Source organism: Burkholderia sp. D-99 (assembly GCF_011605345.1).
Classification (GTDB): domain Bacteria; phylum Pseudomonadota; class Gammaproteobacteria; order Burkholderiales; family Burkholderiaceae; genus Burkholderia.
Map to the genome: position 1 here is coordinate 154,536 of NZ_JAAOXM010000006.1, position 14,145 is coordinate 168,680.

The window sequence follows — 14,145 nt, forward strand, 5'->3', positions numbered from 1 at the left end:
GCAGGGCGCGGATGCGCGTGCACGCGCACGCGCATCCCTTCGAGTCCCGCCGGAAGCCGCGCAGGCGGCTTCCTCCGATCCGCAGTCACGCGCCCGCCAGCGGGCGCAACCGGAAATGCAAATGAAAAAGCCCGCACTAGGCGGGCTTCTTCATTTTCTGGCGGAGCGGACGGGACTCGAACCCGCGACCCCCGGCGTGACAGGCCGGTATTCTAACCAACTGAACTACCGCTCCAGCTTTCTTTACCTCGCCTGCAGGACCTTGTCACGCTCCTGCATGCGTTGCGGCACTTCCATGAAACGCCGCTGAATCTGGCGTCCCCTAGGGGATTCGAACCCCTGTACTCACCGTGAAAGGGTGATGTCCTAGGCCTCTAGACGAAGGGGACAACGTACTGCTTACATCTTTAATACAAAAGCCCGCTCAAAAACGTCTTGAACGGGCTTCGTTCTGGCGGAGCGGACGGGACTCGAACCCGCGACCCCCGGCGTGACAGGCCGGTATTCTAACCGACTGAACTACCGCTCCAGCTTTCTTTACCCTCACCTGCAGGACGTCGGTTACGTTCCTGCAAGCGTTGCGACATTTCTACGAAACGCCGCTGAATCTGGCGTCCCCTAGGGGATTCGAACCCCTGTACTCACCGTGAAAGGGTGATGTCCTAGGCCTCTAGACGAAGGGGACAAAATCTTTTCAGATCTGTCTGACTTTCGCTATTCACTTTTCAATCAACAGCGAAGGCCGGAATTCTAACTGCTTTGAATCATTTTGTGAAGCATTTATTACTACCACTGCTGCTTCGCAAATCAATCCAGTTTGTTCTGATGGTGGAGGTAAGCGGGATCGAACCGCTGACCTCTTGCATGCCATGCAAGCGCTCTCCCAGCTGAGCTATACCCCCTTGCAGAACAGAAATGAGATTATATGGACCTACTTTGATCTTGTAAATACCCTTTTTGCGATTCGCGCGAAATATTTTGCGAAGCTGCCGCGCACTCACGCGCAGACAGCTTCAGCGACGCACGAACCTCAGGCGAGCGCGCCCTCGATGCGCGACACCACGACGTCACGACCGAACAGCACGAGCACCGCGTCGATCGACGGCGTATGCGTGGTGCCCGCCACCAGCAGGCGCACCGGCATCGCGAGCTGCGGCATCTTCAGCTTGTGCGTGGCGAGCGTCGCCTTCAGCGCAGCGGACACCGCTTCCTTCGTCCAGTCGGCCGCCTTCAGCGCGGCGGCGAGATCGGCCAGCGCCGGCCGCACCGCATCGGTCACGTGCTGCGCGATCGCATCGGCTTCCGGTGCCGGCACACGGTAGAACATCGTCGCGCCTTCCGCGATCTCCTTCACCGTCGTCGCGCGATCCTTCATCAAGCCGACCACCGCATCGAGCGCCGGGCCCGTCGCGAGCGCCGCGTCGTCGATGCCGAGCGCGTCGAGGAACGGCTTCGCGAGTTCGGCGAGGCGCGCGTTGTCCGCTTCCTTGATGTAATGCGCGTTCAGCCAGCTCAGCTTGCTGTGGTCGTACTGCGCGGGCGACTTGCCGAGATGCTCGAGATCGAACCATTCGACGAACTGCTCGCGCGAGAAGATCTCGGCGTCGCCGTGCGACCAGCCGAGGCGCGCGAGATAGTTGACGACGGCCTCAGGCAGGAAGCCCGCGTCGCGATACGCCATCACGCTCATCGCGCCATGCCGCTTGCTCATCTTCTCGCCCTGCTCGTTCAGCACGGTCGGCAGGTGTGCGTAGACGGGCGCTTCGCCGCCGAGCGCATTCAGGATGTTGATCTGGCGCGGCGTGTTGTTCACGTGGTCGTCGCCACGGATCACGTGCGTGATGCCCATGTCCATGTCGTCCACCACCACGCAGAAGTTGTAGATCGGCGTGCCGTCCGGGCGCGCGATCACGAGGTCGTCGAGCTCCTCGTTCGAAATCTCGACACGCCCCTTCACGGCGTCCTCCCACACGACCGTACCCGTCAGCGGATTGCGGAAGCGCAGCACCGGCTTCACGCCAGCCGGCGGCTCCGGCAGCACCTTGCCGGGCTCCGGACGCCACGTACCGTCGTAGCGCGGCTTCAGGCCGGCCTCGCGCTGGCGTTCGCGCAGCGCGTCGAGCTCCTCGGCCGACATGTAGCACGGGTACGCGAGGCCCTTCTCGAGCATCTGCGCGAGCACCTCGCGATAGCGGTCCATCCGCTGCATCTGGTAGATCGGGCCTTCGTCGAAATCCAGGCCGAGCCATTGCATCCCTTCGAGGATCGCGTCGACCGCTTCCTGCGACGAGCGCTCGACGTCGGTATCCTCGATGCGCAGCACGAACGTGCCTTCCATCTTTCGGGCGAACGCCCACGGATAGAGCGCGGAGCGGATGTTGCCGAGGTGAATGAAGCCGGTGGGACTCGGCGCGAAGCGGGTACGGACAGGACGGGTCATAAACGGTAACTCGAACGCCTGGGGCGCATGAATGATTCGACGCGGGATCGACGGCGGCAGCCCGGACAGCAACGGGGCCGGCCGCGCCCGGAACGGGAAAGAAGCCGGAATTATACTCGCGCCGCACATCGCGCCAAGGGCGCCGCTTGCTTTATGATGTGCGCGCCGCGGCCGCCAGCCGGCGCGGCACCGGCCGCACGGAACCCGCCGCGCGGCCGCTCGGAACCTATCGCCGCCGCGGGCCGTGTAACCCGCCGCCAAGCCGCCGGAGAACCATTCGATGTCGTCCTCTCGCCTGTCGCGCCGCCACTTCACGATCGCCGCCGCGTCCGCCAGCCTCGCTGCCTGCACGTCGTTCGGCGACAAATCCCGCCCGGACAATGCGTCCGGCTCCACACAGTCGCACGAGAAGCCCGTGAAGATCGGCATCGCGCTCGGCGGCGGCGCCGCGCGCGGCTTCTCGCACATCGGCGTGCTGAAGGCGCTCGAGGCGCGCGGCATCCCGGTCGAAATCGTCGCGGGCACGAGCGCGGGCTCGGTGGTCGGCGCACTCTATGCATCGGGCATGAGCGCACTGCAGATCAACAAGATCGCACTCGACATGGACCAGGCGGCGATCAGCGACTGGGCGCTGCCATTCCGCTCGCGCGGGCTGCTGCAAGGCGTGGCGCTGCAGAATTTCCTGAACAAGACGCTCAACAACCGGCCGATCGAGAAGATGGCGAAGCCGCTCGGCATCGTCGCGACCGATCTGCAGAGCGGTCAGCCGATCCTGTTCCAGCAGGGCAACACGGGGCTCGCGGTGCGTGCGTCGTGCAGCGTGCCGTCGGTGTTCGAACCGGTGAAGATCGGCAGCCGCGAATATGTCGACGGCGGCCTCGTGAGCCCCGTGCCCGCATCGTACGCACGCAAGATGGGCGCGAGCTTCGTGATCGCGGTCGACATCTCGGCCCGGCCGGACGGCGCGGCAACCAACAACCCGATCGAGATGCTGCTGCAGACCTTCACGATCATGGGCCAGACGATCAAGACCTACGAGCTCGACAAGTACGCGGACGTCGTGATCCGCCCGAACCTCGCGGCCATGGGCGGCAGCGACTTCAACCAGCGCAACGCGGCCATCCTTGCGGGCGAAGAAGCCGTCGCGCGCATCATGCCGGAACTGCAGCGCAAGCTCGCGGCAGCGCGCGGCGTGGCTGCCGCGTAAGCACGCGATGCGCTTGCGGGCCCACGCCGCCGGCCCGCAAGCGACGGGGCGCCTGCCGGCTCACCGTTTGCGCCGCCCCAAAACAAAAAACCCTGCCGCCTTTCGGTGACAGGGTTTTTTTCGATCCGGCCGGACTGGCCGCCGAACGTCAGTTGTTGCCGTTCGCCGAATCGTCGCCAATCGTTGCGCGCACGCGCTGGCGCAGATCTTCCGGCTTCATCGGGAACTCCGATTCAAGCCGGCGCGCGCCGGTGAAACGCTTTTCCCAGTAGCCGCTATCGAGATCGTCGACGCGGATGGTGCTGCCCGTCGACGGCGAGTGCACGAACTTGTTGTCGCCGATATAGATGCCGACGTGCGAGAACGTGCGGCGCATCGTGTTGAAGAACACGAGATCGCCCGGCTTGAGGTTGCTCATGCTCACCTTCTCGCCGACGCGGCTCATCTCTTCCGCACGGCGCGGCAGCGACATACCGAGGGTGTCCTGGAACACGTAGCGGACGAAACCGCTGCAGTCGAGGCCCGAATCCGGCGAGTTGCCGCCCCAGCGATAGCGCACGCCGATCATGTTCAGCGCGCCGACGACCACGTCGCCCGCCTTGCCGGCCATGCCGGCGAGGAACGACTTCGCGCCGCCGCTCGACGGCTGCGCGCTGGTCTGCTGGAGGGAGGAATTCGACGCGTTCTGCGTCGAATTCGTGACATTCTGGTTAAAACTGCTGACTTCGTCGGCGAACGCGCCGGGAGCTGCTGCAAACAGGGCGCCGATGAACAGCCCGGCGATGGTGCGCGCGCATGCCTGGGTCAGGGATCGATGCTGCATTGGTCGATGGAATTTGCTTAAAAATCAGCTGATTGGCGGAAAATTTCGGTCGATACTAGCCAGCGCGTAATCGTTTGTCAAAACAAATTAATAAATACAATCGAGATGGTCAGACCATTGGCGGCCTATCACGCTTTCCAGACCGCTTTCAACAGCTTTTGTGTGTAAGGATGTGACGGTTTGGTGAAGATGTCGGCCACCTCTCCCGACTCGACGACGGCCCCGTCCTGCATCACCGCGACGCGGTGCGCCATCGCCCCGATCACCTCCAGGTCATGGCTGATGAATACATAGCCGAGGTTGTATTTCTGTTGCAAATTCGCGAGCAGCTTCAGCACCTGCTGCTGGATCGACACGTCGAGCGCGGACGTCGGCTCGTCGAGGATCAGGATGCGCGGCTCCAGCACCAGCGCGCGCGCGATCGCGATCCGCTGGCGCTGCCCGCCCGAGAATTCGTGCGGATAACGGTGCAACACCGTGCGGTCGAGGCCGACTTCGCGCAGCACCGAGAGCGACTTCGCGCGACGCGCATCGGGCGACATGTCCGGGCGGTGCAGTTCGAGCCCCTCGCCGACGATCCGCTCGATCGTGTGACGCGGTGAAAGCGAACTGAACGGATCCTGAAAGACCACTTGCATGTTCGAGCGCAGCGCGGTCTGTTCGCGGCCGCGATAGGTCGACAGCGCGCGCCCCTGGAATTCGATCGTGCCGCCGACCGTCTTTTGCAGGCCGAGCAGCGCCATCGCGAGCGTCGACTTCCCGGATCCCGATTCACCGACGATGCCGAGCGTCTCGCCCTGCCGCACCGACACCGACACGTCCGCGACGGCCGTCACGGGCACCGAGCCGAACCAGCCCGCGATACCCGGCCGCTTGCGGGCGAACTGCACGCTCACGTGGCGTGCATCGAGCACGACGGGCGCGATCGGCATCACCGGCTCGACCGCGCGCTGCGGCCGGCTGTTCAGCAGCCGCTGCGTATACGGGTGCTCGGGTTCCGCGAAGATCCGCTCGACGGGCCCGCTCTCGACGAGCCGGCCGTGCTCCATCACCGCGACGCGATCCGCAAAGTGCCGCACGAGATTCAGGTCGTGCGTGATCAGCAGGATCGCCATCCCGCGCTTTTCCGCTTCCTCGCGCTGCAGTTCCAGCAGCAGATCGACGATCTGCGCGCGGATCGTCACGTCGAGCGCGGTGGTCGGCTCGTCGGCCAGCAGCAGCCGCGGCCGGCACGCCAGCGCCATCGCGATCATCGCGCGCTGCCGCTGGCCGCCCGACAACTGGTGCGGATAGCTGTCGACACGCCTCTCCGGCTCCGCGATGCCCGTGCGCGCAAGCAGAGCGATCGCGCGCTTGCGCGCCTCGACCGCCGATACACCGTCGTGCAGCACGATCGTCTCGCCGATCTGCACGCCGATCGTATACAGCGGGTTGAGCGCCGTCATCGGCTCCTGGAAGATCATCGCGATGTCCGAGCCGCGCAGCCCGCGCATCTCGCGCTCGCTCTTGCCAGCCAGGTCCTGCCCCGCGAGGCGGATCGCGCCGCTCACGTCGGCGTCGCGCAGCAGCCGCAGGATCGACAACGCGGTCACGCTCTTGCCGGAACCCGACTCGCCGACCAGCGCGACGCGCTCGCCGCGGCCGATCTCGAGCGTCACGTCGTCCACCGCAACCGTGTCGCCGAAGCGCACGTGCAGATGCTCGAGCGCCAGCAGCGGCTCATGCTGCGTCGATACGACCGGCTCGCTCATCGCTGGCCTCCCGCCGCGCGCACCGAATCGGCGATCCGCGTATCGAGCGCGTTGCGCAGCGCGTCGCCCATGAAGGTCAGCAGCAGCAGCGTCGCGACCAGCACGCCGAAGGTCGACAACGAGATCCACCATGCGTCGAGATTGCCCTTGCCCTGTGCGAGCAGCTCACCGAGGCTCGGGGTCGGCGGCGGCACGCCGAGCCCGAGGAAATCGAGGCTCGTGAGCGCGAGGATCGAGCCGCTCATCCGGAACGGCAGGAACGTGATCACCGGCGTGAGACTGTTCGGCAGCACATGGCGCCAGATGATCTGCCCGTTCGTGAGCCCCATCGCGCGCGCCGCGCGCACGTAGTCCTGCGTGCGGTTGCGCAGGAATTCCGCGCGGACGTAGTCGGCGAGCCCGATCCAGCCGAACAGCGACAGCAGCACGATCAGCAGCAGGAAACTCGGCTCGAAGATCGACGCGAAGATGATCAGCAGGTACAGCTCGGGCAGCGAACTCCAGATCTCGATCAGACGCTGCCCGATGATGTCGATGCGCCCGCCGAAGAAGCCCTGCACGGCGCCTGCGGCGATCCCGAGCAGCGTGCCGATCACGGTCAGGATCAGCCCGAACTCGACCGATACGCGGAACCCGTACACGAGCCGCGCGAGCAGGTCGCGCCCCTGCGCGTCGGTGCCGAGCCAGTTCGCGCGCGACGGCGGCGCGGGGTTCGGCACGTTCGAGAAGTAGTTCAGCGTGTCGTAGTAGTAACGGTTCGGCGGGTAGACGACGAAGTTGCCGGGCGCCTCGAGCCGCTTGCGCACGTACGGATCGAGATAGTCGGCCGGCGTCGGGAAATCGCCGCCGAAGGTCGTCTCCGGATACGCATGGAACAGCGGGAAATAGTACTGGCCGTCGTAACGCACGACGAGCGGCTTGTCGTTCGACCACAGCGGCGCCGCAACGCTCGCGGCGAACGCGACGACGAAGATCACGAAGCTCCAGTAGCCGAGGCGCTGCTGCCTGAAGCGCTGCCATACGCGGCGCGCGGGCGACGGCGACACGCGGGCGCGCGCCGCGTCGATGCGGGACGACACGACGGCCCGGTTCATCGCGCACCTCGCCCGGTGACGCCGGGCATGCAGACGGACGGTTTCATGTCAGCGCTCCAGGGTGTCGAATTGAATGCGCGGATCGACCCACACATAGCAGAGATCGGAGATCAGCTTGGTCGCGAGCCCGATCAGCGTGAACAGGTACAGCGTGCCGAGCACGACCGGATAGTCGCGCCGCACGACCGATTCGTACGACAGCAGCCCGAGGCCGTCGAGCGAGAACAGCGTCTCGATCAGCAGGCTGCCCGTGAAGAACGCGCCGATGAATGCGGCCGGGAAGCCGACGATCAACGGCAGCATCGCGTTGCGGAACACGTGCTTCCACAGCACGCTGCGCTCGGACAGCCCCTTCGCGCGCGCGGTCAGCACGTATTGCCGGCGGATCTGGTCGAGGAACGCATTCTTCGTGAGCATCGTGACGACCGCGAAGCTGCCGACGACCGAGGCCGTGATCGGCAGCGCGATATGCCACAGGTAATCGAGCACCTTGCCGACGAGCGACAGCTGGGCGAAGTTGTCCGACGTGAGCCCGCGCAGCGGGAAAAGCTGCCAGAACGAGCCGCCGCCGAACAGCACGAGCAGCAGCACGCCGAGCACGAAGCCCGGAATCGCATAGCCGACCAGCACGACGAGACTCGTCGCAACGTCGAACGGCGAGCCGTTGCGCACCGCCTTCGCGATGCCGAGCGGCACCGATATCAGGTACGTGAGGAAGAACGTCCACAGCCCGATGCTGATCGACACGGGCAGCTTCTGCACGACCAGCGACCACACGCTCTGGTGGCGGAAGTAGCTGTCGCCGAGATCGAAGCGCGCGAAGCGCTTCAGCATCAGCCAGTAGCGTTCGAGCGGCGGTTTGTCGAAACCGTACAGCGCCTTCAGTTGCGCGAGCTGCTGCGCGTCGACGCCGGTGTGCGCGCGCATCCCGAACGGCACCGCGCCCTGCTCAGTCGCGCCCTTGCGCAATTCCTGCACGGCCTGTTCGACGGGGCCGCCCGGCACGAACTGGATCACCGCGAACGTGAGGGTCAGCACGCCGATGAGCGTCGGGATCATCAGCAGCAGGCGTTTGAGGATGTAGCTCCACATGGGCGTCGACTCGCGATCGGTAGGCGGGGTTGGACGTAGAGGCGGCGGGCTCAGTGATCGGGCTTCGCCCACCAGGTCGACACGACCCAGCCCTCGGCCGAATAGTACAGCGGCAATGTCTGCGGATAGGCAAGCGTGCGCTTGTACGCGACCCGGTGCGTCGTGCTGTACCACTGCGGAACCGCGTAGTAGCCGTGCATCAGCACGCGGTCGAGCGCGTGCGTCGCGTCGAGCAGCTCGTCGCGCGACTGCGCGGTGCCGAGTGCGTGCAGCAGCGCGTCGACGGCCGGCGACTTCAGTCCGATGACGTTGTCCGACCCCGGCTCGTCCGCGAACTTGCTGCCGTAACGTGCAAGCTGTTCGGCGCCCGGCACCTGTACGCCGATGTAGCGGATAGGCGTCATGTCGTAGTCGAACGCGTCAAGGCGCTTTTGCAGCAGCGCGAAATCAGCCGTCCGAAAGCGTACCTCGATGCCGAGCTTCGCAAGATTACGCTGGTAGGCTGCCACGATCCCCTTGAATGGGGACCCTGCATCGTCCAGGATCTCGAACGTGAAAGACTCTCCTTGCGCATTGCGCAAAGCGCCATCGCGATAAGTCCAGCCTGCCTGCGCAAGCAGCGCCCGCGCCTTCAGCAGGTTCGCGCGCAGCGAATTCGGCGGGTTCGTGTTCGGTTGCACGACCATCGGGCCGAATACGACCGGGTCAAGCTGCGCGCGCAGCGGTTCGAGCAGCTTCAGTTCACCCGGCCCTGGCAGACCGGTGGCCTGCAGGTCGGTGTCAGCGAAATAGCTGTCGAGGCGCGTATAACCGCCATAGAACAGTTGGCGATTCAGCCATTCGAAGTCGAGCGCAAGGTCAAGCGCCTGGCGCACACGCACATCGCGAAACAGCGGCCTGCGCAGGTTCATGAAGAAACCCTGCATGCCCGCGCCGTTGTGTTGCCGGAATTCGCGCTTGATCAACTCGCCGCTGTCGAAGCGCTTGCCGACATCCTGCCGTATCCAATTGCGCGCGATGTTCTCGACAAGTACGTCATATTCACCGGCCTTGAACCCCTCAAGGCGAGCAACACCCTCGCCGTACAACTTGTAGACGATCCGCCCAAAGTTGTTGGTACCGACCCGCACCGGCAGGTCGGCACCCCAGTATGCCGGGTTACGCCGGTATGTAATGTTGCGGCCGTTGTCGTAGCGCTCGATCAGGTACGGGCCGCTGCCGATCGGCTGCTCGAACGCGAGCTGGTCGAACGGGATGCGCGAGCCGTCCGCGCGCAATCCCCACTTGCGCGAAAACACCGGCACGCCGCCGGCGATCAGCGGCAGTTCGCGATTCGCGCTGCGGAACTCGAAACGCACGGTGGCAGGATCGACGACCACGGCCTTCGTGATTTCCGCGAAATACGCGCCGAACTGCGGCGCGGCCTGCTTGCTCTTCAGCGTGTCGAACGAAAACTTGACGTCGTCCGCCGTGACCGGGTCGCCATTGGAAAAGCGCGCGCGCGGATTCAGGTGGAACGTGACCGAACGGCGATCCGGCGCGACGTCGATGTCGTCGGCCAGCAGCCCGTAAGCGGATGCCGGCTCGTCCGAGCTGCCGGTCGCGAGGCTCTCGAACAGCATGTCGATGCCCGGCGCGGGATTGCCGCGCATCGTGAACGGGTTGAACTTGTCGAACGATGTCAGCCGGTTCGGGTTCGCGAGCACGAGCGTGCCGCCCTTCGGCGCGTCGGGGTTGACGTAGTCGAAATGCTTGAAGCCCGGCGGATACTTCGGCTCGCCGTACTGCGCAATGGCATACGCCGCGTGCGCCGCGCTCGCGGCCAGCGCCGCCTGCAGCGCGAACACCGCGGCCGTGCGGCCGGCAGCCCGCACGGCACGGCAGACACACGCGGCGGCGGCCCGGGGCGAACCCTTCGTCATAGAGGCCCTGTCGGTCGAATGAGGGTAGTAACGAGAGACGATTCTACCCATTCAAGCCTGTGAGCCAAAAGAAAACCGCCACGCGGGCGGTTTCTTCACGAGCGGATCGCGGGCGCGCATCCAGCGAGCGCGCCGCGCCGATCAGTGCCAGCCGTTGTGGCGGCCGTTATCCCAGTGGCCGCGATCGCGATCGCCGCCCCAGCCGCGACCATGGCGGCGGTACCACTCGTCACGGCCCCAGTAGCGACGGCCGTCCCAGTAGCGGTCGCCGTGCCAGCCGATGATGATGGCCGGCGCCGGCGCGTAGACAGGTGCCGGCGCGTAGACCGGCGCAGGCTGATAGATGACCGGCGGCGGAGGCGGCGCATACACGGGTGCGGGCGCGACGTAGACCGGTGCCGGAACGCCGAGATTGATCCCGACATTGACTCCCGCCATTGCTGCGCCCGACACGAGCAAGGCCGTCATACCGGTCAAGAGCGAGGCAATACGCAAGGTCTTCATGGATTCCTCTTTGGGGGTTGTTTGATGTGTGATTCGACTATAACGGCAAGCGTCGCCACCGCATATTTCAAGTTTGTAAGAACTGATGCGCGGCATCGCAACGACAAGCTTGCGCTAACGTCTTGTAACAATCGACGGCCCGACGAAGGCGTCCGGGCCCCCTTCCGCCTTTGCCGGTCGATGTTCGCGCCGGCGATGTGCGCGCGCCGAATCATACAGCCTGTGTCCCCCGATGCCGCCCTCGCGGGCCGAAGCACCCGCCTGTGCGCGTCCGCGACGGCGATGCGCCTCTTCTCGCGGACGAAAAAAAAACGGCACCTTCGTGCCGCTTTTCCGATCGACGCACCGCGCCGCGATGCCGCTCAGCGCGACATCATGTTCATGCTGACGTTGTGCATCACCCACAGCGTGCCGACGATCAGGATCGCCGCGGTCAGCACCGTGTAGCTGAACGCCATCACGTTCCAGCGCTGGCCCGACGAGCCGTTCATGTGCAGGAAGTACACGAGGTGCACGACGATCTGCACGAACGCGAGCACGGCCAGCGCGATCAGCGACGCGTGCGGCGACAGCACGCCGCCCATCACGAGGCCGAACGACGCGGCGGTGAGCAGCACCGACAGGATGAAACCGGCGACGTAGCCGCCGACACTGCCGTGCCCTTCTTCGAGTTGAGACGAATGCGAATGGGCCATTTAGATCACGCTCGCGAGATAGACAAAGGAAAACACGCAGATCCACACGATGTCGAGGAAGTGCCAGAAGAGGCTCAGGCACGTCAGGCGTCGCAGGTCGCGATCGGTCAGGTCGCCGCCACGGAACACGATCTGCCCGGCGAGCACGATCATCCACAGCAGCCCGGCCGTCACGTGCAGCCCGTGCGTGCCGACCAGCGTGAAGAACGCCGACAGGAACGCGCTGCGCTGCGGGCCCGCGCCTTCCGCGATCAGATGCGAGAACTCGCGCAGTTCCATCACGAGAAACGCCGCGCCGAGCACGAACGTCACCGCGAGCCACGCCAGCAGCGCGCCACGCCGCTGCTTGTACGCAGCGAGCATCGCGAACCCGTACGTGATGCTCGACAGCAGCAGCGCGGCGGTTTCCACCGCGACGCCCGGAATGTCGAACAAGTCTTTCGCGGTCGGCCCGCCCGCATGCTGCTGGCCGAGCACCGCGAACGTCGCGAACAGCGCCGCAAAGATCACGCAGTCGGTCATCAGGTACAGCCAGAACCCGAACACCGAATGCGACGGCGGATGGTCGTCGTGCTCGAGCAGGGTTGCACTCAAGGTTTTCTGCAACATCAGTTGGCCTCCAGTTCCACGTCATCGACGTGCGCGGCCACGCGCTTCGTCGGCTGCTTGTCTTCGGTCTTGCGCACCGTAGACGCAGGAATGTAATAACCGTCGTTATCGCGCGAGCTGTAGATCACGAGCGTCGCGACGATCCCGACGAGCCCGCCGATCGCCATCCACCAGATGTGCCACACCAGCGCGAAGCCGAGCACCAGGCTGAAGATCGCCACCACGAGGCCCGCGCAGGTATTCGACGGCATGTGGATGTCGCGGAACGACGCCGGGTTCGGCCGGCCTTCGCCGCGTGCCTTCATGTCCGCGTACGCGTCGAGCGTGCGCACCTGCGGGATCACCGCGAAGTTGTAGTCGGCCGGCGGCGACGAGGTCGCCCACTCCAGCGTGCGGCCGCCCCACGGATCGCCCGTCGTGTCGCGATACGCCGGCAGGTTGCGGTTGCGGATGCTGACCACCAGTTGCAGCAACTGGCACGCAATGCCGATCGCGATCAGCACGGCGCCGAACGCGGCGACCAGCAGCCACGGATGCCATGCCGGGTTGTCGTAGTGGTTCAGGCGGCGCGTCATGCCCATGAAGCCGAGCACGTAGAGCGGCACGAATGCGACATAGAAGCCGACCTGCCAGAACCAGAACGCGGCCTTGCCGAGCTTCTCGTTCAGCTTGAAGCCGAACGCCTTCGGGAACCAGTAGTTGAAGCCCGCGAGATAACCGAACAGCACGCCGCCGATGATCACGTTGTGGAAGTGCGCGATCAGGAACAGGCTGTTGTGCAGCACGAAGTCCGCGCCGGGAATCGCCATCATCACGCCGGTCATCCCGCCGATCGTGAACGTGACCATGAAGCCGATCGTCCACAGCACGGGCGTCGTGAATTCGATCCGGCCGCGATACATCGTGAACAGCCAGTTGAACACCTTCACGCCGGTCGGGATCGCGATGATCATCGTCATGATGCCGAAGAACGCGTTCACGTTCGCACCCGAGCCCATCGTGAAGAAGTGGTGCAGCCACACGAGGAACGACAGCACCATGATCGCGCAGGTCGCGTACACCATCGTCTTGTAGCCGAACAGCGGCTTCTTCGCGAACGTCGCGATGACTTCCGAGAAGATCCCGAACGCCGGCAGGATCAGGATGTACACCTCCGGGTGACCCCATGCCCAGATCAGGTTCAGGTACAGCATCGCGTTGCCGCCGGCTTCGTTCGTGAAGAAGTGCATGCCGAGGTAACGGTCGAGGCCGAGCAGCGCGAGCGTCGCGGTCAGGATCGGGAACGACGCCATGATCAGCACGTTCGTGCAGAGCGCGGTCCACGTGAACACCGGCATCTTCATCAGCGTCATGCCCGGCGCGCGCATCTTGATGATCGTCACGAAGAAGTTCACGCCGGTCAGCAGCGTGCCGACGCCCGATATCTGCAGCGCCCACAGGTAGTAGTCGACCCCTACCCCCGGACTGAACTGCAGCTCCGACAGCGGCGGATACGCGAGCCAGCCCGTCTGCGCGAATTCGCCGATCACGAGCGACACGTTGATCAGGATCGCGCTCACCGCCGTCATCCAGAAGGAGAGCGAGTTGATGAACGGGAATGCGACGTCGCGCGCGCCGATCTGCAGCGGCACGACCAGGTTCATCAGGCCGACCATGAATACCATCGCCATGAAGAAGATCATGATCACGCCGTGTGCCGTGAAGATCTGGTCATAGTGATGCGGCGGCAGGTAGCCGGGCGCGTTGTACGAGAGCGCGAGCTGCATGCGCATCATGATCGCGTCGGCGAAGCCGCGCAGCAGCATGATCAGCGCGACGATGATGTACATCACGCCGAGTCTCTTGTGGTCGACCGTCGTCAGCCATTCCGTCCACAGCCATTTCCAGCGGCCGGTGATCGTCAGCGCGGCGAGAATGCCCAGCACGGCCAGCCCCATGAAGGCGCCGGCCACCATGATGATGGGCTGATCGAACGGGATCGCCGATAGTGTGAGTTTGCCGAACATGC

General features: G+C 64.8%; 11 protein-coding genes and 5 tRNA genes. 1 reads left to right on the forward strand and 15 read right to left on the reverse strand.

The window, feature by feature from the left end:
* Nucleotides 1-158 precede the first annotated feature (158 nt).
* From HAV18_RS22670 to gltX, 6 genes are all read right to left on the reverse strand, one after another.
* Nucleotides 159-235 (reverse strand) — tRNA-Asp (locus HAV18_RS22670).
* A 78-nt stretch (nucleotides 236-313) separates the two neighbouring features.
* Nucleotides 314-389, reverse strand: a tRNA-Glu gene (locus HAV18_RS22675).
* 63 nt (nucleotides 390-452) lie between these two features.
* A tRNA-Asp gene (locus HAV18_RS22680) sits at nucleotides 453-529 on the reverse strand.
* Nucleotides 530-609: 80 nt separating this feature from the next.
* A tRNA-Glu gene (locus HAV18_RS22685) sits at nucleotides 610-685 on the reverse strand.
* A gap of 141 nt (nucleotides 686-826) precedes the next feature.
* Nucleotides 827-902, reverse strand: a tRNA-Ala gene (locus HAV18_RS22690).
* Nucleotides 903-1,030: 128 nt separating this feature from the next.
* Nucleotides 1,031-2,440 carry a glutamate--tRNA ligase gene (gene gltX / locus HAV18_RS22695; RefSeq protein ID WP_166960113.1) on the reverse strand — a complete coding sequence of 470 codons (1,410 nt, stop codon included), beginning with the start codon at nucleotides 2,438-2,440 and terminating at the stop codon, nucleotides 1,031-1,033.
* Nucleotides 2,441-2,720: 280 nt separating this feature from the next.
* Between gltX and HAV18_RS22700 the strand changes: the two genes are divergently transcribed.
* The gene (locus tag HAV18_RS22700) at nucleotides 2,721-3,647 is read left to right on the forward strand and encodes a patatin-like phospholipase family protein (protein ID WP_166960116.1); all 927 of its coding nucleotides are present in this window, start codon (nucleotides 2,721-2,723) and stop codon (nucleotides 3,645-3,647) included.
* A gap of 148 nt (nucleotides 3,648-3,795) precedes the next feature.
* Here the strand turns inward: HAV18_RS22700 and HAV18_RS22705 are convergent, their stop codons facing one another.
* The 9 genes from HAV18_RS22705 to cyoB form a co-directional block, all read right to left on the reverse strand.
* A complete protein-coding gene (locus HAV18_RS22705) occupies nucleotides 3,796-4,470 on the reverse strand; it encodes a C40 family peptidase (protein WP_011352498.1) in 675 nt (224 codons plus the stop codon).
* A 128-nt stretch (nucleotides 4,471-4,598) separates the two neighbouring features.
* Entirely contained in the window at nucleotides 4,599-6,221 is a 1,623-nt protein-coding gene (locus HAV18_RS22710; protein ID WP_166960119.1) for an ABC transporter ATP-binding protein, read from the reverse strand.
* Nucleotides 6,218-7,315, reverse strand: a complete 1,098-nt coding sequence (locus tag HAV18_RS22715) for an ABC transporter permease (RefSeq protein ID WP_166960122.1) — start codon at nucleotides 7,313-7,315, stop codon at nucleotides 6,218-6,220. Before HAV18_RS22715 ends, HAV18_RS22710 begins: the two co-directional genes overlap by 4 nt.
* A 48-nt stretch (nucleotides 7,316-7,363) precedes the next feature.
* On the reverse strand, nucleotides 7,364-8,407 hold the full coding sequence (locus HAV18_RS22720) for a microcin C ABC transporter permease YejB (protein WP_042977074.1): 1,044 nt from the start codon (nucleotides 8,405-8,407) through the stop codon (nucleotides 7,364-7,366).
* A gap of 50 nt (nucleotides 8,408-8,457) precedes the next feature.
* Nucleotides 8,458-10,329 (reverse strand): extracellular solute-binding protein, encoded by a 1,872-nt coding sequence (locus tag HAV18_RS22725; RefSeq protein WP_166960125.1) that lies wholly within the window; start codon nucleotides 10,327-10,329, stop codon nucleotides 8,458-8,460.
* A 141-nt stretch (nucleotides 10,330-10,470) separates the two neighbouring features.
* Nucleotides 10,471-10,833, reverse strand: a complete 363-nt coding sequence (locus tag HAV18_RS22730) for a hypothetical protein (RefSeq protein WP_166960128.1) — start codon at nucleotides 10,831-10,833, stop codon at nucleotides 10,471-10,473.
* 362 nt (nucleotides 10,834-11,195) lie between these two features.
* A complete protein-coding gene (cyoD, locus tag HAV18_RS22735) occupies nucleotides 11,196-11,528 on the reverse strand; it encodes a cytochrome o ubiquinol oxidase subunit IV (protein ID WP_011352504.1) in 333 nt (110 codons plus the stop codon).
* Nucleotides 11,529-12,137: a cytochrome o ubiquinol oxidase subunit III gene (cyoC, locus tag HAV18_RS22740; protein WP_011352505.1), complete on the reverse strand. Its 609-nt coding sequence runs from the start codon at nucleotides 12,135-12,137 to the stop codon at nucleotides 11,529-11,531. It lies immediately after the preceding gene.
* On the reverse strand, nucleotides 12,137-14,143 hold the full coding sequence (gene cyoB / locus HAV18_RS22745; RefSeq protein WP_166960131.1) for a cytochrome o ubiquinol oxidase subunit I: 2,007 nt from the start codon (nucleotides 14,141-14,143) through the stop codon (nucleotides 12,137-12,139). The genes cyoC and cyoB overlap by 1 nt, the downstream gene beginning before the upstream one ends.
* Nucleotides 14,144-14,145 lie beyond the last annotated feature (2 nt).